This window comes from Prochlorococcus sp. MIT 1342, assembly GCF_047304495.1.
GTDB lineage: Bacteria > Cyanobacteriota > Cyanobacteriia > PCC-6307 > Cyanobiaceae > Prochlorococcus > Prochlorococcus marinus_D.
Genome location: NZ_CP138957.1, coordinates 1,218,952 through 1,237,065, shown reverse-complemented (window position 1 = coordinate 1,237,065; position 18,114 = coordinate 1,218,952). Strand labels below are relative to the sequence as shown.

The 18,114-nt window shown below is 48.8% G+C and carries 20 protein-coding genes; 7 read left to right on the top strand and 13 right to left on the bottom strand.

The features are described 5' to 3' along the window. Positions 1–130: 130 nt before the first annotated feature. Positions 131–643, top strand: a complete 513-nt coding sequence (locus SIB79_RS06440) for a hypothetical protein (protein ID WP_011129926.1) — start codon at positions 131–133, stop codon at positions 641–643. Positions 644–1,052: 409 nt separating this feature from the next. Here the strand turns inward: SIB79_RS06440 and SIB79_RS06435 are convergent, their stop codons facing one another. The 6 genes from SIB79_RS06435 to SIB79_RS06410 all read right to left on the bottom strand — a co-directional run bounded on the left by SIB79_RS06435 (position 1,053) and on the right by SIB79_RS06410 (position 5,959). After that, entirely contained in the window at positions 1,053–1,763 is a 711-nt protein-coding gene (locus tag SIB79_RS06435; RefSeq protein WP_063403859.1) for an SDR family NAD(P)-dependent oxidoreductase, read from the bottom strand. Positions 1,764–1,815: 52 nt separating this feature from the next. Next, positions 1,816–2,007: a hypothetical protein gene (locus SIB79_RS06430; protein WP_063403860.1), complete on the bottom strand. Its 192-nt coding sequence runs from the start codon at positions 2,005–2,007 to the stop codon at positions 1,816–1,818. A gap of 355 nt (positions 2,008–2,362) precedes the next feature. Beyond that, positions 2,363–2,911 (bottom strand): MAPEG family protein, encoded by a 549-nt coding sequence (locus SIB79_RS06425; RefSeq protein WP_063403861.1) that lies wholly within the window; start codon positions 2,909–2,911, stop codon positions 2,363–2,365. Positions 2,912–3,387: 476 nt separating this feature from the next. Continuing rightward, the gene (locus SIB79_RS06420) at positions 3,388–3,822 is read right to left on the bottom strand and encodes a hypothetical protein (protein ID WP_236072683.1); all 435 of its coding nucleotides are present in this window, start codon (positions 3,820–3,822) and stop codon (positions 3,388–3,390) included. A 422-nt stretch (positions 3,823–4,244) separates the two neighbouring features. Beyond that, a complete protein-coding gene (locus SIB79_RS06415; protein WP_063403863.1) occupies positions 4,245–5,072 on the bottom strand; it encodes a methyltransferase domain-containing protein in 828 nt (275 codons plus the stop codon). A 44-nt stretch (positions 5,073–5,116) separates the two neighbouring features. Further along, positions 5,117–5,959 (bottom strand): class I SAM-dependent methyltransferase, encoded by an 843-nt coding sequence (locus tag SIB79_RS06410; protein ID WP_063397790.1) that lies wholly within the window; start codon positions 5,957–5,959, stop codon positions 5,117–5,119. A 324-nt stretch (positions 5,960–6,283) separates the two neighbouring features. On the opposite strand from SIB79_RS06410, the gene SIB79_RS06405 reads away from it, so the two are divergent. From SIB79_RS06405 to SIB79_RS06395, 3 genes are read left to right on the top strand one after another with little or no spacing between them, the layout of a single operon-like run. Further along, a complete protein-coding gene (locus SIB79_RS06405; protein ID WP_081215670.1) occupies positions 6,284–7,435 on the top strand; it encodes a quaternary amine ABC transporter ATP-binding protein in 1,152 nt (383 codons plus the stop codon). Next, positions 7,432–8,346, top strand: a complete 915-nt coding sequence (locus SIB79_RS06400) for an ABC transporter permease (protein ID WP_011129933.1) — start codon at positions 7,432–7,434, stop codon at positions 8,344–8,346. The genes SIB79_RS06405 and SIB79_RS06400 overlap by 4 nt, the downstream gene beginning before the upstream one ends. Before the next feature lie 50 nt (positions 8,347–8,396). After that, a complete protein-coding gene (locus SIB79_RS06395; protein ID WP_236072654.1) occupies positions 8,397–9,251 on the top strand; it encodes a glycine betaine ABC transporter substrate-binding protein in 855 nt (284 codons plus the stop codon). Positions 9,252–9,293: 42 nt separating this feature from the next. Here the strand turns inward: SIB79_RS06395 and SIB79_RS06390 are convergent, their stop codons facing one another. Together SIB79_RS06390 and SIB79_RS06385 are read right to left on the bottom strand one after the other, a co-directional pair. Next, a complete protein-coding gene (locus SIB79_RS06390; protein WP_063404107.1) occupies positions 9,294–10,409 on the bottom strand; it encodes a GTP-binding protein in 1,116 nt (371 codons plus the stop codon). 26 nt (positions 10,410–10,435) lie between these two features. After that, positions 10,436–11,032, bottom strand: coding sequence for a pentapeptide repeat-containing protein (locus tag SIB79_RS06385; RefSeq protein WP_063403865.1), 597 nt, complete (start codon positions 11,030–11,032; stop codon positions 10,436–10,438). On the opposite strand from SIB79_RS06385, the gene SIB79_RS06380 reads away from it, so the two are divergent. The 3 genes from SIB79_RS06380 to ilvD are packed head-to-tail and all read left to right on the top strand — an operon-like array spanning position 11,031 to position 13,677. After that, positions 11,031–11,648 (top strand): uracil phosphoribosyltransferase, encoded by a 618-nt coding sequence (locus tag SIB79_RS06380; RefSeq protein ID WP_063403866.1) that lies wholly within the window; start codon positions 11,031–11,033, stop codon positions 11,646–11,648. The two genes, SIB79_RS06385 and SIB79_RS06380, sit on opposite strands and share 2 nt — an antisense overlap. A gap of 24 nt (positions 11,649–11,672) precedes the next feature. After that, positions 11,673–11,966 (top strand): hypothetical protein, encoded by a 294-nt coding sequence (locus tag SIB79_RS06375; RefSeq protein WP_011129938.1) that lies wholly within the window; start codon positions 11,673–11,675, stop codon positions 11,964–11,966. Positions 11,967–12,006: 40 nt separating this feature from the next. Continuing rightward, complete coding sequence (gene ilvD / locus SIB79_RS06370) at positions 12,007–13,677, top strand: dihydroxy-acid dehydratase (protein WP_063403867.1); 1,671 nt, start codon at positions 12,007–12,009, stop codon at positions 13,675–13,677. Positions 13,678–13,688: 11 nt separating this feature from the next. Here the strand turns inward: ilvD and SIB79_RS06365 are convergent, their stop codons facing one another. The 5 genes from SIB79_RS06365 to gndA form a co-directional block, all read right to left on the bottom strand. After that, a complete protein-coding gene (locus tag SIB79_RS06365) occupies positions 13,689–14,084 on the bottom strand; it encodes a hypothetical protein (RefSeq protein ID WP_413681164.1) in 396 nt (131 codons plus the stop codon). Positions 14,085–14,347: 263 nt separating this feature from the next. Then, positions 14,348–14,917 (bottom strand): CIA30 family protein, encoded by a 570-nt coding sequence (locus SIB79_RS06360; RefSeq protein WP_063403868.1) that lies wholly within the window; start codon positions 14,915–14,917, stop codon positions 14,348–14,350. A 203-nt stretch (positions 14,918–15,120) separates the two neighbouring features. Further along, positions 15,121–15,351 (bottom strand): hypothetical protein, encoded by a 231-nt coding sequence (locus SIB79_RS06355; RefSeq protein ID WP_063403869.1) that lies wholly within the window; start codon positions 15,349–15,351, stop codon positions 15,121–15,123. Positions 15,352–15,805: 454 nt separating this feature from the next. Continuing rightward, positions 15,806–16,516, bottom strand: coding sequence for a 6-phosphogluconolactonase (gene pgl / locus SIB79_RS06350; RefSeq protein WP_063403870.1), 711 nt, complete (start codon positions 16,514–16,516; stop codon positions 15,806–15,808). A 10-nt stretch (positions 16,517–16,526) separates the two neighbouring features. Continuing rightward, a complete protein-coding gene (gene gndA / locus SIB79_RS06345; protein ID WP_063403871.1) occupies positions 16,527–17,945 on the bottom strand; it encodes an NADP-dependent phosphogluconate dehydrogenase in 1,419 nt (472 codons plus the stop codon). Positions 17,946–18,114: the final 169 nt, after the last annotated feature.

Genomic DNA, 18,114 nt, shown 5'->3' with positions numbered 1-18,114 from the left:
TTGAATTCAATGCTAAAGATAATGCAATTACACAACAATATTGAGCAGGATGAATCAATCCCAATGATGATTGGGTGCATCATCAGTTACCTACACTGATGATGAGCATAACTACCTTATTGCTACGGCCATGACCCGCGAACGAGATCCCTTCCGCATCCCACGAGCAGGACTAGAGATCGCGGCGATTGCAGGCCTTACATCGATTGATATCAACCTCAATGGAGGAGCCATCAATGGTGGCGAAATCGTTGCCGAGTCAACGCTCGGCGGGATGGCCGTCTATGCCATCTACCAAACTCTTCTGAGCGGATTAAGAACCGAAGCATTGCGCAAGCGGGGTGCGATCAGCCGCACCGTACAAATCCAAATGATAAGTACAACTGTCTGGGAATCCGTTAAACAGGGTGCCGCAGTCAGTGTCTTGTTGGGTGTATTGCTACTTGTTTTCCCTTGGTTGAGCCTCCCACTCTCAATCATGGGGATGGTCGGCATGGGTGTTGCCTCTATTGAATTGTTCAACGCGTTCTGGGATGGTCTTGATGCAATGCAGCGAGCTGAGCTTCATGCTGCATCAATGGAAGCCGGAGTGAATCTACGTCGCTTTCTGAATGGTGATCAGCCTGATGTTCAATTTTTTTAAATCAAAACGAGGACTTCTACGCAAGCTTTCATTTGTCTGGGCTTCTGCAAAAGCCTCACCCTCATGAACCTCCTGTCTAGACATCTCCAATGAAGGAAAGTTTGTTAGTCGCATTGATCTTTCGCTCACCGCCATATCTAGACCGCGACAGCCTGAACTTCTTCAGTATGAGTGATTTTTAAATAGAAGCAGACTAGTATCAATAATAAAAAGTCAAACTCAAGTAAAGATTGTCTTGTTCGCCCACTTTGTTATCTTTAATTGTTGCCAATTAGTGAGAGTATATTCCTGTTCTTATCCTTATGTCTACGATTCTTATCGCAAAGAATCCATATTATTGAAGAGGTTTGGAAAGTTTTGCTCGTCATTTCTTTACCAATAACAAAGTCTCATCAACTCTACTAAGGGTTTAGATCTCATGTGTGCAGTTCATGCTCAGTTCAAACGGTACACAACTGTTCGGTAGCTGTAGCAAATTTGAGCTCAAAGAGGCGATGTCATCAGGCTGAGTCATCGCCTCTTTGGGCAAAGACTTGACCCTGGCAGCCATATCGGTATTGACCCAACCTGGACAAATCGCTGTCACGCGGATGCCTTGCTCCCATCCTTCGTTACGCATGGTCTGACAAAGGCCCATCAGAGCAAACTTACTAACGGTGTAGCCAGCCAAGCGGCCCTTGGAGCGCTTGCCACTCATTGACACCAACACAATGATGCGCGCCTCAGCATGACATTCAAGCTGAGACCAAGCAGCGCGGCTGAGCATCCATGGGCCCATGACATTCACCTGCCAGAGCTGATCAATCTCATGCTGCTGGTTATCATTAAACCGTATGGGCGTGCGATGAAATATGCCTGCACAGTGAATTAAACTATCGAAGCCATTGAAATGAGCCAAGCTTGCCGATACCCAGCTTTCGGCAGCGTTAACGTCCTGAGCTTCATAGGGATGTAGGAACACTTGTTCAGAACCAGCGATTGCCGGGTCAAGTGAGCTGCCAATTAGGCATTTAGGGTCCCGTAGGCCAAGGCTAAGACGATGGCCATCAGCCAACATTCGTTCGGCAATTGCTCGGCCGATACCTCGACTGGCACCACTGATCAAGATGGTGCGCATCATTCCTGAATGGTCGTAAATCCAAAAACATTATTGCTGGGAGTTCTCGTGATGCTCATAACTCTGCAGAATCTGAAAATCTTTTGATGAAATCCCGCTCCACCCAGGCAATCAAAGCCCATGCAACGGAGCAAGCGGTCGCGGGGATCCATTGTTGTTTAATCAGGTCGATAAGCGCAAGCGTGCTTGCTGTGATGGCTAATGCCCGAAGTCCAAAACGTGACAATCGCAGAAGTTGGTTGTTCATTAGTTTCTCTTCTCCTTTAACAATACTGAGTAAAAAGCCAACTCAACTAGGGATTGATCAGCTGATCTGATTTTGAAAGGTTTTGATGCTGCCGGGAGTCGGCTAGATCAATCAATTCTAATGACTAAGAGTTTTAACTTTGAACCCAGAGTTAAGGGTTGAGTCAAAAGCTTCACTTTCCTCTAATGACGAGATGGCGAAATTCAACTTAAGAAGATCCTTACATGTAGTAACTCTATGCAGAAGCAGAAATGATAAAAGTGCTACGTATCTTTATCGGCTAAAGAATCAAGAGCATCATATCGGAATCACACTAGTTCATTTTACCGAGGCTGAAAGTAGTGACAGTTTCACCTTAGCAACCATCAGTAACGGCAGAGAGGGGCAAAAAACAGACAGTGCAGATCAACATCAAAACCGAAGGATAGAAAGCCATCGTGAAACCAAGCGCTCGTCCTACCGCACCACGCCGATAGCCTGCAAAGAAGAGAACTCTCCCTAGTGCAAAAGACAATGCTGCTAGCGGTACGACAGACAACCATGCTGAGGGCATAACGAATGTCCAAGTGCCATAAACGAATGCTGCTAGGACAGACTGCTCAAGGGTATTTTGAAGAAGAGACTGGAGGAGGATGGCTCGATCAGAATCTGTTCTAAGACCTTTTCCATCAAGCTCGTCTGGGCTAAAGAAGCGATGCTTTGCAAGACGGCCAATCGAAAAAGTAAGGCAGAGAGCAAGAATGATTAGTGATTTAAACAGAACAGAACTTTTTTCTAAGAGTGTAAGATTGGAATGGAAATTAAACGGATTTAGCAAAATTCCGAAAATAATGATCCCTATCGAAATTGCTGTGCCAGTGAGCATTCCATTAAGGACACCACTCTGTTTAATTGAAAGTTCCATTGTTAGCTTCTAGTTCGTATGCATATTGGTGTCAACTCAATATATCTAGGATTCATGGCCCTGACCTGAAGAAATAATATAAAGCTAATTCTTCAGGAGTAATTGAGAATCATCAGAATACGCACTCAAACTTGGCCCGAAGGTCGAAGTTGGATAGTGTTTGAAACGATCAATGAGTAAGAGGGGATCTGTTGGCTTTTGGAATAAGATTTAATCAATAATAGAATACTCATGTCCTAGATGTTTTACTAAAGAGCAGCAAGATACTGGCTCGATTAAAGTCCAGGCCAGGTTTTTGCGACAGCCCTGGTCTTAATCTTTTAAAAGTTTTAATCTTTTAAGTGTTTGAAGCCTGGAGTTTCGTTTCTTTCTAGAGCTGAAGCTGGCTTTAGAGACTTTCTTTTCTTAGTTAAGGGGTTATATTTCTCTATTCACTCTTGCGTAGAGGAGATTCCATGCTTGACGGCTGGTGATAATTAACTTCTGATAATCATTACCGTGTGTTCTCTTCTCTTGATTTCTAGGTTTAAGAAGAAGGGTTTTCTTTCTGGCTGAAAAGAATTTGATGTGAATTCATTTCCATCAGGATAGTTAGCCCGATCGATCTCGTGTTGAGATGCATCTTCTGTCTTTAACTCTGATGGATGAATGCCAAGCACCATTGATTGTGAATTATCTGTCTGCTTGGCTGTCGAATCAACGCTTTGACCATTACTGCTATCGACTGTGAATGAAAATCCAAGCAGCCATTCGGCCAGGGCTATAACCAGAGCCATCGAATACACCAGGAGTAGGTGCAGAATCAAGAGCAGAGGTTGTAAGCCTAACCAAGTTGGACGAAGGATGATTAGCAAGGGCTTGATAACCCTCGAGAAGCGTTGTATGGGCACTATCAAACCATTGACAAGCACAATGGCCAACTCGATAGGGTGTGGAGAGGATGGCATTACTCGTCGTCCCATTCAGGAAAATCTAGTTCTTCCAATGCATCGCTAGACCTAGAGAAGGATCCATAGACGATCAACAACCATTTAACATCACTCTCCGAGCTCGACAATCGAGATTGGTACTCAAAAAGAGGTTGCTACTTAAAAAGATCTGCTTGCTTCATCGCCTGGACCGCTTCGACCTTCCCATAATGATCTGATCCGACTAGAAAACTGAATTCACATATTTTTAACTATCTGGACAATTTAAAGGGATACTTCTGGAAAATCAATGATGGAATTAATGCCAGTTGAGGAGGATCGGCTTGCCTGTCGATTAATCACCAAGATAGATTCTTGATATGATTCACTATAAAACAAAGGAAGAATTGGTGTTAAGTCATAAGTTAGTGCTTTGTAAAACGCATTAGGCCCCAGCAAAGTCTTCCCTGACTCCCACCTTCAATCCAATGACCAAGGCCTGCATCCATGCGACTCAAATAATCCGTACTAATTACACACGCAAGTTCTTGATGACGTCGACGTAGTTCCTCTCGAACCCGCGTGTAATGCCTCACAAGCATTTCTGTGCGTTCTTGCCATACATCTCTAGTCATCCCTGAAGCCTCTGCCCAGATTCGGTAACGATCAGGAGATGCCAAATCTGATAGGTGGATACGATCAAGAATCGGTTGAAGGACGTTGGCTTCGATGCCGTCGCATGCCATTGGATCTGTTAAGACAAATACACCCCCCGGCTTAAGAAGCCTTGACACTTCATTCATTACCTGGAGGCGATTGCCGGAATGAAGTATGGCATCTTGACTCCAAACCACATCTGCTATGCCATCGGGCAATGGCACTTCTTCGAATGATGCATCATGTACTTCGATGAGCTTGGCCAATCCAGCAGCATTGTTGAGATCTCGATGGCGCATATTCTCAACGGCAGAGATATTGACAGCATGCACATTGACCTGCCATTGCTTGGCGATACGTCGTGCCGCTCCGCCATACCCAGAGCCAAGGTCAACGACGCAACCTTTAGCTGGAGGTTGAGTTGCAAGCTCCATAAGTGCTTGCACGGTTCTCTCGCTCGCGGAAGCGATGGCTTGGTCGGCAGTCTCGTATAGGCCGATATGGATGTCTTCACCTCCCCAAATCTCGGCATAAAACCGATCTGCATCGCTGCTGTCGTAATAAGTAGCAGCAACAGTTGATGATGATGAATTCATGATTGATTAGGATTGTATTTTACTGAAGTCTTTAACATCACTTATCAGTTTTGTTTAATGTCTGCTTTGTATTCCTTCTCAGCGACATGTACATAAAAATCTGGGTCTTGATGGCCAGGTAAATAATCTCCAAAAGATGTAATCTTCTGGAATCCAACTTCGGTCATAAGTCGGTTTACGTAGCTTTGCCTTAGGGGGAACATATTCAAGTGATAAGTGCTGCCATCACTGAAGGAATATTGAAAACGCGCTAACCCTTCATCAACATGCTCAGGGCTGACATTGACATCCTTCCCGCAATAAACATTTCCCTTCCCAGAACGTATCGCTACACCTTGATCGAGAAGTCGGTCATAGTTTCGGTGGTCAAGAATCAGGATTCCATTATGCTTAAGTACCGCGTAATATTCAGCTAGAGCCTTGCGTCGATCATGCTCTCGAAATAGGTGGGTAAAGGAATTGCCCAGACAGATCACAGCATCAAATTCGCCATGAATATCTCTATTTAGAAAGCGCCAATCAGCCTGAGCAGTGCGTAATAACTGACCATGATCACGAGCATTCTGAAAGGCCCTCGCCAACATATTAGGGCTTCCGTCTGCACTGATGACGTCAAACCCTTCCTTCAACAAACTAACCGAATGAAATCCCGTTCCGGTAGCAACGTCGAGCACGGAACGTGCGCCATGTTCACGAAGGATTCGAATATAAAAATCGCCTTCAGCTTCGGACCTCGCTTTCCAATCAATCAGACGATCCCATCTGTCTGTGAAATCCTCAACATATTCCTGCTGATAATGGTCTGTATCACGTACTTGTTCCGGTTTATCACCAAAGTTTTGCAGATCGTCTTGGCAGGGTTTTTGCGAATGTTGAGTCAAAGTCATGCAGATTCAAACTTCCCGAAGATTTTTTTTGATGCGCCATATCTTTGAGGTCGGGAAAGGCCCGAATCAGCTAGAAAGGCATTGGTCTGAGCAGGGCTGCGTTACAGCTTATGCAATTCCCATTCGCAATCATAGCGAATGATTCTATGGATGTCTGTTAATCAAAATCTAATGACATCACATCAGTTCCCTTAACGCCTAAAAAATCATCAAATCCCTTTGGCAATAAGTGCTTTCAGCCGATGATTCAAGATAGACAATTCATTTGACTTCATAGGTGCCTTGGTACGGCCTGCAAGCAGTCATAGTCTGTAAATACAGTCGATGTCAGACATGACGCCCCGGATCAGCATCGACCAAGTCTGGAAGGTGTTTGGTGAGCATCCTGAACGTGCGCTTGACGATCACTGTCAAAGCATGGATGCGGAGCAACTTCATAATCAAACCGGTCTTAAGGCTGCCGTACGCGATGTAACGCTGGCGATCTCTAGTGGCGAGATTTTTGTGGTGATGGGCCTTTCGGGTTCAGGAAAGTCCACGCTGCTACGCATGATCAATGGCCTAATCCTCCCAACTGGTGGTGAGGTTTCCGTTGACGGCAAGCCGATCACTCAGTTGGCAGCTGCTGAACTGCAAAAGCTTCGCAGCAACAAAATGGCCATGGTTTTCCAATCTTTTGCGCTCTTCCCCCAGCGAACCGCACTTGAGAATGCGGCCTTCGGCCTTGAGGTTGCGGGAGTTCCGCGACAAAAAAGGCTGGAAAAGGCCAGGGAAGCACTTGAGCGTGTTGGTCTTGGTAAGGATCTCGACAGGCTGCCTAAACAGCTCTCTGGCGGCATGCAACAGAGAGTTGGCCTGGCCAGAGCCCTGGCACTTGATCCTCCAATCCTGCTCATGGATGAGGCCTTCTCTGCTCTTGATCCTCTGATTCGGCGCGAGATGCAAGAACAACTGCTGGAACTTCAGGCAGAGAGTCCCCGCACGATCGTCTTTATTTCCCATGATCTAGACGAAGCTGTAAGGCTTGGTGATCGCATCGCTCTAATGAAAGAAGGCAAAGTTCTGCAATGTGGAACGCCACGTGAGCTGCTCTGCAAACCCGCCAATGAGCAAGTTCGTCATTTCTTCCAAGATGTTGATGCTGCCTCTGTGATCACTGTTGATACCGTTGCCGAATCACCCGCTCGCCTAATCAATCAATCAGATTTGCGGCAGCTGCAGATAGAAGGAGTTACAGCAATAGAAGCACCGACGTGCATCGTGGACGATCGAAATATCTTCAAAGGTGTGCTTCAAAAGAACGGCAAAATCATTCCAGCTGAAACTGGTCCAGCTCTCATCGCCGAGACCACCATTCGCGATGCCATGAAATCTGTTGCCAACGCCCCGTATCCAGTTCCAGTGATTGGATCAGATCAGCGCCTCATTGGCGTGATTAGTCCACGTCGACTTTTGCGCTCGATGATCCTGAGATGATGGATGTGAACGACCAAGTTTTTGCAACCGTCAGTACCGGCCCTGTAGGCGAGGGCATGAGCAGATTCGTGGACTGGTTGCTCAATCATGCGCAACCAATTTTCCTAGTAATTGATTCTGCAATTAATGGGTTAGCCGGAGCCATCGAACAGATCCTCTCCGTACCAGCGCCCTGGCTGCTAGCTCCCCTGATCGCCATACTCGCAGCTTGGCGAGTGAGTTTTAGCTTCGCCATTCTCAGCCTTCTTGGTCTGAACCTCGTTTTGTTCATGGGGCTTTGGCCGCCAATGATCTCAACCCTGGCCCTAGTTATTGCAGCCTCATTACTGGCACTAATCATTGGCATCCCGATCGGCATTTTTTCTGCCCGTCGCCAACACATCTGGGCGATTACCCGCCCAGTATTGGATCTGATGCAAACCATGCCGGCATTCGTTTATCTCATCCCGGCAGTGATGTTTTTTGGCACAGGGCTTGTCCCATCCACTATCGCAACGCTGATCTTCTCGATGCCACCCGTAGTACGCCTGACGTACCTGGGCATACGACAAGTCCCTGTTGATCTAATCGAAGCCGGGCGCGCCTTCGGTTGCTCAGAACGACAATTGCTCTGGAAAGTGCAACTTCCAAACGCCTTACCAACCTTGATGGCTGGTGTTAATCAAACCATCATGCTCGCGCTATCGATGGTTGTGATCGCATCAATGATTGGTGGTGGCGGCCTAGGTGATGTGGTGCTCAGAGGCATCCAACAACTTGATGTAGGTCTTGGCTTCGAGGGGGGGCTTGCCGTGGTAATTCTGGCTGTAATCCTGGACCGACTCACACAAAGCCTGGCTGCCTCAAACTTTTCGAGAAAGTCATTGCCGCAGCGCTTTAAAGCCTTTATTAACCTCTGGACTTCCTCATGAAAATGTCTAACAAGTTGCGAAATCTAAGCCTTGTTATCGCTGGAGTGCTGATGACTGGGTTGTCGGGATGTTCGAATGCCAAACCAGATCAATTGCGCATCGGCTGGACTGCCTGGGCTGATGCTGACGTAGTAAGCCTGATGGCTGAAAAACTAATCGAAAGCCACTATGAGCAGCCTGTCGAACGAGTTATGGCAGATATCGGTATTCAGTACGACTCTGTTGCTCGTGGGAAGCTCGATCTGATGTTAATGGCATGGCTGCCAAAAACACACGATAAATACTGGCAAAAAGTAAGCGATCGAGTTATAGATCTTGGCACGATGTACTCAGGTCGCATTGGCTGGGTAGTCCCTGACTATGTGCCAAAACAACGGATTGGCTCCATTAGCGATCTGAGCGACCCGAAAATTGCTAACGACTTCAACAACACAGTTCAAGGGATAGACCCGGGATCAGGGCTGATGCAGGCATCTGAGCAAGCGCTAACTGCTTATGACCTATCGGATCTGAAACTGATTTCAGCGAGTGGTGCCGCAATGACAGCCGTTCTCGATCGGGCTATCAATGACGATCGATGGGTCGTGGTAACTGGTTGGACCCCTCACTGGATGTTTGCCCGCTATAAACTTCGCTTTTTGAAGGATCCCAAGAGTGTCTTTGGTGGCCAAGAAGGCATCCATGCCATTGCACGCCTAGGGCTGGACAAAGACCATCCCAAAGTGGTCGCCTTTTTCACCCGCTTCAAGCTGTCCGATGGTCAGCTGGATACAATGCTATTGGATGCTCAGAACACCTCAACAGAGGAAGCCGTTAATAATTACATAGCCAACAACCGCAATCAAATCGACTACTGGATGAATGGCACGATGCAAGAGACGAAAGATAGAGAAGCCAAACCATAACCACCCGCTAAGCTCTTGAGCTGCTTAATCAGTTGACTTCCCTTAGACAATATCTGACATTAAAGAGCTTTCAAGACCAAAGCGAATCGCTTCAGCTGCTTGCTTTTCAAAACTAAGCACCACCAGATCAACGCCCGCCTCCTCAGGATGCCAGGCGTTCTCTGGAGCAGCCTCAAACCAACTGCTAAGCCTTGGGCCAACCATCTGTAGCTGAAGGGGTAAAGCTTTGCCCGGTAGCCATAAGCGACCTTTTAGGCGTACAACCTGATGAAGTGTTGCCAACTCAGGCAGAAGTGCTTCAACCGTAGCCCGATCAACAGAACCTTCAAAGCGCACCGCACCACTCACCATCTCCACATGGTTGTGGTCATGATGATGATCATCTTCATGATGATCGACATCAATGGAAGCATCGTCGATTAGGTCGTCGCCAAATTGTTTAGGAGAGCTCTTTTGTTGGTCGCTATTCTCTGTCGTACTCAGGCCTAGCACCACAGCTGGATCAACTTGGCCATGACTGATGGGCATCATTGACGTGCCAAGGCGTACCTGTTCAGCAAGTTCGCTTCTGAGCTTGCGGAGGTCGACATTGGAGACAACATCCGCTCGACTGATCAACACCAAATCAGCAGCTTCCAACTGATCACTGAACAAGTCTTCAACAGCACTGAGATGATCAAGGCTTGGATCCTCCTGTCGCTGCCGTTCCAACCCGGCAGGATCACCAACGGGGCTACCCGCTGCGAGGGCTTCACCATCCACCATTGTGACCACTCCATTCACATAAACTCGAGTGCGTACGGCAGGCCAGTCGAGCGCTTTCAAGAGGGGGCGAGGAAGAGCAAGGCCACTGGTTTCAACGATAATTCCATCCAACTTATCCGCCTGTTTCAGCAAGGTCTCCATGGTGGGTAAAAAGTCTTCCTGCACCGTGCAGCAGAGACAACCGTTATTGAGTTCAACGACTCGACCATCCAATTCCTCCTCCGGACAAAAGCCACAGCTACGGATTAAATCGCCATCAAGACCAATCGTGCCAAATTCATTGACCATGACCGCTAAACGCTGCCCCCCATGAGTGAGCAGATGACGTAACAAGGTGGTCTTTCCAGCTCCAAGGAAACCAGTCAAAACAGTGACTGGTAGACGCTTTGTAATCAAGGCAGGTTTATGCAGGTTGGGAATTAAGAACGACAGCCAAGGCTGTCAAGAGTTTGAGAGCCGCTAGCGGCATTGGTGCCGTCTGCTCTGGCGCAAAGCTCATTCTGCTGGCGACGATCAAGCACAGCATTGCTGAAATCAGCTCCTTCAATCAGGGCATCTTTAAATTGACTCTGCATCAGCATGGCGTTGGTGAAGTTGGCTCCCCTGAGATCGGCTCCATCGAAACGACTAGCAAAAGCCACCACATTTTCCAAATCAGCTCCTTGCAGATCAGCTTCTTGCAGCTGGCTGCTGTTAAACACCGCACCACGCAGATCGGCCTCACTGAGATCAACGCCGCGCAGGTCAGCCTTGAGAAAGTTTTGCTCCTTGAGGTCACGTCCGTGCATGTCTTCGGAGATCTCTTCAATGGCCTGGCCTCCTCTGAATTCAGGAGGGATGATTGCCATTACAGGTGACTCTGTTAAACCCAACACAAGAATCACAAGGCCACTAAGCAACACTGCTCGACAACGGTTCCACCAACAGGGAGAGAGATTCATGAAACTAGAAAATTGCAATGAGCCAGTAGTTTGAGCAGTCACGTTATGGCAATTGCCGGCCAATTCACGCGTCATGCCAATGACCCTAAGGGTAGTGGTCCCCCCCCATCCACTGATCGCCCACTGGCTCACATTGCTGCGCAACACCACAACACCGCCAGCCCTCTATGCCACAGGCTTGGAGGAACTTGGTCGCTGGCTTACCTATGAAGCCCTGCGGGATTGGTTGCCCCACCGCCGTGAAATGGTAACCACATCCCAAGCAGAAACAGAAGGCACGGTGGTCGAGTCCAATGTGCCATTGCTGAGCATTCCCTTGTTGCCCGGGGGCCTTGATCTTTGGCAAGGAGCACGACGGGTATTGCCCAGTTCACAGCTATGTCTTGGCGGGGTGCCCGATAACATCGAAACCAATGCTGGGGTGATTGTTTTTGTGGATCAGATTGCTAGTGGTGAGCGTTTACTAGGCATCCTGAAGCTTCTGCAGATACAAGAAATCGAGGCTCGCCGGCTAAGGGTGATTACTGTTCTGGCATCAAGTCCAGGCCTCAAACAACTTGGCGAAATGATGCCCAATCTCACGATTCACACCGCTTGCATTGACCCCGACCTCACAGAAGATGGTGAGATCAGTCCAGGCATTGGTAATCCGGTTTTGCGACTAAACACCAGAACTGCAGGTACGACCTAGACTTTCAAAACTGATCCAGCATCTATGGGCCAGCATCGTGAGCCGGCAACCGGCAGCCTCACCTCCTTGATCAGCGGAGCCGTACTCGGCGCTGCAGGACTTGCCTGGTGGCTTTTTTCTGAGGCAGAGCGTCGGCAACGCAGTCGCCACCAACGCGCCATGCTTCACGCTCCTCGCATGCAGGACGGATCAGAGGCCCTGGAGGCCATCTCGCATCCCCAGAACAACAGCCAGCACCTGGAACATCGAGTCGAACAACTCAATGCCGCCATTGCAGATGTGCGCAGACAGCTTGAAGATCTAGGGGCGCGGACCTAAGAGCTCGGTAAGTTGGCGACTGAGTGCCCCAGTCGCAACCATGCTCAGATCCGCCGCCATCACAAAGGGAACTCAACGCTCTCCCAACCGAGCCATGCTTCGCGCAGTGGGCTTTGGCGACGAAGACTTCAATAAACCAATCATCGGTATAGCCAACGGCTACAGCACGATCACTCCTTGCAACATCGGTCTTAATGACCTGGCGCGACGTTCAGAAGAAGCAGCCCACCAGGCCGGTGCAATGCCCCAGATGTTCGGCACCATCACCGTCAGTGATGGCATCTCTATGGGCACCGAAGGGATGAAATATTCCCTGGTAAGTCGCGAGGTGATTGCTGATTCGATCGAGACAGCCTGCAACGCCCAAAGCATGGACGGCGTACTAGCAATCGGTGGCTGTGACAAAAACATGCCTGGAGCGATGATCGCCCTGGCCCGAATGAACATCCCAGGTGTCTTTGTCTATGGCGGAACGATCAAACCAGGAAAATTGGCTGACCGCGACCTCACTGTAGTCAGCGCCTTTGAAGCTGTTGGTCAGCATGCCAGTGGCAAGATAAATGAGGAGCAACTCACCGCTATCGAGAAGAACGCTTGCCCAGGAGCAGGAAGTTGCGGTGGCATGTTTACAGCCAACACGATGTCAGCCGCGATTGAAACATTGGGATTGAGTTTGCCTTACAGCTCAACGATGGCTGCAGAGGATGAGGAAAAAGCAAATAGCGCAGCCCGTAGTGCTGAAGTGCTTGTGGATGCCATTAAGGCAAATATCTGTCCACGCGATCTACTCACCAAGAACGCATTTGAAAACGCGATTAGCGTTGTCATGGCAGTGGGCGGCTCCACCAATGCAGTTCTGCATCTGCTTGCGATTGCCCGTAGCGCAGGCGTAGACCTTTGCATCGATGACTTCGAGCGCATCCGCCAGCGTGTACCGGTGATTTGTGATCTAAAACCCAGCGGCCGTTACGTGACTGTTGATTTGCATAACGCTGGTGGCATTCCCCAAGTGATGAAACAGTTGCTTGATGCAGGCTTACTTCATGGAGACTGCCGCAATGTGGAAGGTAAAACCTTGAGAGAACTGCTCAAGGATGTGCCATCCGAGCCTTCAGCAGAGCAAGACGTCATTCATCCCCTCTCGAAACCGGTCTATTCCAAGGGGCACCTGGCGATCCTTAAAGGCAATCTGGCCAGCGAAGGATGCGTGGCCAAGATAAGCGGGATCAAAACCCCTGTACTTACTGGACCTGCAAGGGTTTTTGAAAGCGAGGAGGCCTGCCTTGCTGCCATTCTCAACAACAAGGTGAAGGCGGGAGATGTCGTCGTCATACGTAACGAAGGCCCGGTTGGCGGGCCTGGAATGCGAGAGATGCTTGCTCCTACATCTGCCATCGTCGGTGAAGACCTTGGCGACAAGGTGGCCTTGATCACAGATGGACGCTTCAGCGGAGGTACCTATGGTTTGGTGGTGGGCCATGTGGCACCGGAAGCAGCCGTAGGCGGCATGATTGGCCTTGTGCAGGAAGGCGACAGCATCACCATCGATGCCAATCAACTGCTGATCCAACTCAATGTCGAGAAGGATGAATTGGAGCGTCGCTCCAGCGCATGGAAAAAACCACAGCCGCGTTATCAAACAGGAGTTCTCGGTAAATACGCCCGAATGGTGAGTAGCGCCAGCAATGGTGCTGTCACCGACCAGCCCTGAACTCTGATCAACTAGCTCTGCTCAGGCAAAACCAGCAGTGCTCTCAACCTACGAGCGAACGCTTCCAATGGTGCTCCATCCTCAGGCGGCTGACAGCGTTGGCCACTGTTGCCATCCATCCACACGGGATGCTGCCCTTGCCAAAGCATTGGACGGTCAGGCAATTCACACCAAGTCAACATCAGATTGAGATCGTTGCCGCTGCGATAGATCTCAAGTTCAAGATCATGCTCTGGAAGGCGGTCACCTTCTCGGTTTCGGCATTCAATACGAACAATGAGATCAACAGATTGAGCCGATATTAGATCGGGCGTAGATCCAGGCTTCTGATCATCGACATCAGCAACATCTGTGAGCACAACAGCATGAAGCCAGGGCTTTAAACAGACATCAGCCGCTGAGGCCACGAGGACCGACCAATTTTGCGCAGTCTGTTGGATTTCATTGCCTGTCAAGGCTCTCAGCTGAATCTAGGAGGTGAAAAAATCTTAGGCTATTTCTAAGCAAGATTTGACTATTGAAAGGAAGTCAATCACTATGCTGAATTGATGATCTATCCCGAATAGATTCAATAATACATTTGATTAGGGCCTGAATTTGATTAGGTAAAAAAATACCAAGCCCTCTGAATGTATATGGCCATTTTGAAGACTAAAAAATTTGTAATGAATTAGTGAATTGCTTTGATCGAGCGCAGTAAAACTCGAATTGGGCCAGGGCGGAATTCTGGGTTTAGTTCTCCTGGCTGACCAAATTTAGAATGCAATAATTGCACTTGGTTGATACTTGATGCATCAAAGCGAATCAAGCGCAGAGGCATAGCCAAAGGCTGGGCAAGCACCGTAGGTTTCAGTGTGTTAAAGGGGATCTCAATGGATGTAGTACCAGAAGTCTTAGTCGGCAACTGAGTGACCCATCGCAAACCACCATAAAAACGCTCAGTGAGGCCAAAGAGCCCACTACGAGAGCCGAGTGCAAGTTTTAGGGTGCGACCGTCTCCATTCACCTCCACCTGTAAGGCTCGATAGCTGGAAAGATCAAGAGGAGGGTTCAAAAGGGGTGAACGACAACTGACAAAGCCACCATCCTGTTCAACAAGTTCTCCTTCTAGGATCAGGCCCTCGGAGGTCACTCGACAGGCAGCTTGGCTGGATCCGCCCATAATTGTGTCGTTCAAGCTAGACCAGGAGGGGAAGTCGTTCAGTTGAACCTGAACGGAGGCTTTGGGCATTAGATCCATGATTTGCCAACAATCTATTTACCTTATAGTTTCTCTCTTGGCTCATCATTCATTTCTTTAAGGTTAGACATTGATCCTTGAGAGAATTGCATTATTGAGATATCGATGAAATGCCTGAGCATTAAACACTTCTTAAAAAAAACTGCTCTAAGGCGGGCTTTGGCTGATTAACGGAGGTTTCTTAATAGCAAGGACCCAATGATCTACAACACAGGCTGTGTATCGAATTCGTGATTATCCCCTCCGGTCTCACTGTCTGGGCCGAGAGGGCAATCTGGACCTGAGAACATCCCATCAGGACACTGGAGATCTTGCTTACGCTGAGCACGGCGTTCTTTATGGGCTTCACGCTGTGCTGGTCGGTCTGCTTTTGTGCCTCCAGAAATTTGGGAAAACTGATCAAGAGTTCGTAATTTGTTGGTTATTGGTTTCAAGTGGTAGTGAGGGTGTTGATTCCTTCAACAAACACACCATCTCTAAAAAGTTGGTCCATATGATGTCTAAATTCATTGTCTCTTTTGAGGTTAACCGCAATATCTAGGATAACTCTAAAGAATAAAATTAATACTTTAAGTGGTTATTTTAGTTGAATGTTCAGTTGAAGTCCTTGCGCAACGCCCTAGGCTGGACTGACTGTGTAGATGGGACATTTCACGTGCTCACGGATCAATTGCGCCAGCCAAAGGCTGGCTAACGTAGCTGCAACTGTAAGAAATCATTGTTGCAACCAAGCTATAATAAAGCTTTAAGAATGCTGACCTTGATGTCTTTAACATTTTTAGATGCAAGTAAAGTCATTGATCTGCAATTTATGCTGAATTTATATTTGTAGAGATTGGAAGATAATACAAGCAATAATGAACAAGAATACTTCTCAAGAGTGCATCTTTATCCGAGTAAGGCGGCCTCATCTGCCAAGACCAAAATCGGTGAACGAGGTTGAACCAAGCGGGCAGGCGTGCGTTCAGCTGATTCAGCAGAATCCAATAAGCGCTTCAGGGCAACCTGCTTCCCTACACCACTCACAAGAAAGATCACCTCGCGTGCAGAGCTGAGCACCGGTGCGGTGAGAGTGATTCTCTCTAGTCCCTTCCCTCTACCGACAGTCGCCCAGCGATCAACAACGGCGGGGGCATCCGTTCCTGGAAAAAGAGAGGCTGTATGGCCATCTTCACCAAGTCCTAAAACCATTAGATCAAATACCGGCGGATCACCTGCACAGGTTTCCTGCACGAGTTTCGCGTAGGCCTCGGCACTGGCCTCAGGGTCAGGCAGCTCCACCGTTGGCACGGGATGAAACGCAGCTTGCGATCCAGGGCCTTCAGCAAGAAGCGTTGCACGAATCATGCGGGCGTTGCTGGCTTCATCACTGGCATCAACCCAGCGCTCATCGCCCAGGAAAACATCCACACGATCCCAGGGCAGTCGCTCCTGACCAAGCAACCTATAAGCAATAGCGGGGGTGCTGCCTCCCGAGAGAGCGATCTGAACGCGATCACGCTGATCAAGTACCAGATCAATATGAGATGCGAGCCTCTGGGCGGCGCGACGTGCAAGATCCTCAGGGTCGCTCGCTCGCTCAACTTTGTAGGTCGTCATCACGATCTCCTTAGTCCAGCCACTCAGTATGGAAGCTTCCTTCTTTGTCAACCCGCTGGTAGGTATGTGAGCCGAAGCAATCGCGCATGGCCTGCACCAAATTTTGGGGTAAGCGTGCCGTGCGATAGCTATTGATGTAATCGAGAGTGCTGCTGAAGCAAGGCACTGGGATACCGGCTTCAGCTGCGCCGGCTACCACCTTTGCTAGGCCCGGCAGGCGACGGTTCACTTGCTCAGCGAACCAAGGATCGATCAACAAGTTGGAAAGCTGAGGGTCAGCATTAAAGGCATCCTGGATGCGCTTCAGCAGACGGGACCTGATGATGCATCCACCCTTCCAAATCTGCGCGATGGAGGGCAAATGCAAGTTGTAGTTGTATTCAGCAGAAGCTATACGCAGTAGCTCCATGCCCTGCGCGTAACTAGCCATGCAAGACAACACGACGGCGTCCATGAGCGGCGCCATGCCATCTGCGGAACTACCAAGATCAAATGGTTTGATCGCTGACCCATGCAAAATCTGCTCAGCGGTAATTCTTTGAGGCTTCATTGAGCTCATCACACGGCCATTCAGAGAGGCGTAAATGGTTGGCACTGAAGCTCCTAACTCCAAGGCACTGACAACGGTCCATAGACCAGTTCCCTTCTGGCCTGCCTGATCCATAATTTTCTCAACAAGGTCACTTCCATCGTCAGGATCCTTGGTGCGCAAACACACTTCGGTGATCTCAACCAGATAAGAAGAGAGCTCTTCTGTGGCATTCCATTGCGCCAAGACATCAGCCATCTGGGTACCGGTCATGCCACCAACACGCTTCATCAGGTCATAGGCCTCGGCAAGAATCTGCTCAATGCCGTACTCGATCCCGTTGTGGACGGTTTTAACGAAATGCCCAGAACCTCCTGGACCGATGTAGGTCACACAGGGACCATCCTCCACTTGGGCAGCCATCTTGCAAACAAGGCTCTCAATCGCCTCATAGGAGGTTTTTGTTCCGCCTGGCATCATGCTTGGCCCTTCAAGTGCACCCTTAGCCCCACCGGAGACACCCATCCCGATATATCCAAAACTTTTGCTCTCTAACTCGGCGACACGTCGCTCGGTATCACGAAATTCGGAATTTCCACCATCGATGAGTAGATCACCCTCCTGCAGATAAGGGGAGATCTGCTCAATAACGGCATCAATAGCCGAACCTGCCTTGATCATCATCAGAATTCGACGGGGTCGTTCGAGCTTGTCGACGAAATCTTGAAGGTCTTTGGCACCCTGAATGGCTTTATCAGACCCAAGCCCTTTAAGGAACTCCTCTGTTTTGGCGTAGGTGCGGTTGTAAACGACACTAGAAAAACCATTGCGCTCTGCATTGAGCACAAGGTTTTCGCCCATCACGCCAAGACCGATCAAACCGAAATGTGCCTTGGACATCGCCAGTGAAACGATCAACTGGCGTCAGTGTGACCACAGCAACTGCAATCTGCTGTGATCTGTATGGCTATGTCAGGGTTGAACCATCCTCGCTGTAGATAAGAAACCGTAGAGATCATCACCAAAATTTCCAAAAAAACTACTTTGATCTTGTGTTGATTCAGCCTCG

Excerpts from the sequence above, each read along its gene's own strand:
- SIB79_RS06430 (WP_063403860.1), bottom strand. The coding sequence starts at position 2,007 with ATGAACAACCAACTTCTGCGATTGTCACGTTTTGGACTTCGGGCATTA.
- SIB79_RS06405 (WP_081215670.1), top strand. The coding sequence starts at position 6,284 with ATGTCAGACATGACGCCCCGGATCAGCATCGACCAAGTCTGGAAGGTG.
- SIB79_RS06375 (WP_011129938.1), top strand. The coding sequence starts at position 11,673 with ATGGGCCAGCATCGTGAGCCGGCAACCGGCAGCCTCACCTCCTTGATC.
- SIB79_RS06410 (WP_063397790.1), bottom strand. The coding sequence starts at position 5,959 with ATGACTTTGACTCAACATTCGCAAAAACCCTGCCAAGACGATCTGCAA.
- SIB79_RS06400 (WP_011129933.1), top strand. The coding sequence starts at position 7,432 with ATGATGGATGTGAACGACCAAGTTTTTGCAACCGTCAGTACCGGCCCT.
- pgl (WP_063403870.1), bottom strand. The coding sequence starts at position 16,516 with ATGACGACCTACAAAGTTGAGCGAGCGAGCGACCCTGAGGATCTTGCA.
- SIB79_RS06395 (WP_236072654.1), top strand. The coding sequence starts at position 8,397 with ATGACTGGGTTGTCGGGATGTTCGAATGCCAAACCAGATCAATTGCGC.
- gndA (WP_063403871.1), bottom strand. The coding sequence starts at position 17,945 with ATGTCCAAGGCACATTTCGGTTTGATCGGTCTTGGCGTGATGGGCGAA.
- SIB79_RS06385 (WP_063403865.1), bottom strand. The coding sequence starts at position 11,032 with ATGACGCGTGAATTGGCCGGCAATTGCCATAACGTGACTGCTCAAACT.
- SIB79_RS06435 (WP_063403859.1), bottom strand. The coding sequence starts at position 1,763 with ATGATGCGCACCATCTTGATCAGTGGTGCCAGTCGAGGTATCGGCCGA.
- SIB79_RS06380 (WP_063403866.1), top strand. The coding sequence starts at position 11,031 with ATGCCAATGACCCTAAGGGTAGTGGTCCCCCCCCATCCACTGATCGCC.
- SIB79_RS06440 (WP_011129926.1), top strand. The coding sequence starts at position 131 with ATGACCCGCGAACGAGATCCCTTCCGCATCCCACGAGCAGGACTAGAG.
- ilvD (WP_063403867.1), top strand. The coding sequence starts at position 12,007 with ATGCTCAGATCCGCCGCCATCACAAAGGGAACTCAACGCTCTCCCAAC.
- SIB79_RS06415 (WP_063403863.1), bottom strand. The coding sequence starts at position 5,072 with ATGAATTCATCATCATCAACTGTTGCTGCTACTTATTACGACAGCAGC.
- SIB79_RS06360 (WP_063403868.1), bottom strand. The coding sequence starts at position 14,917 with ATGGATCTAATGCCCAAAGCCTCCGTTCAGGTTCAACTGAACGACTTC.
- SIB79_RS06425 (WP_063403861.1), bottom strand. The coding sequence starts at position 2,911 with ATGGAACTTTCAATTAAACAGAGTGGTGTCCTTAATGGAATGCTCACT.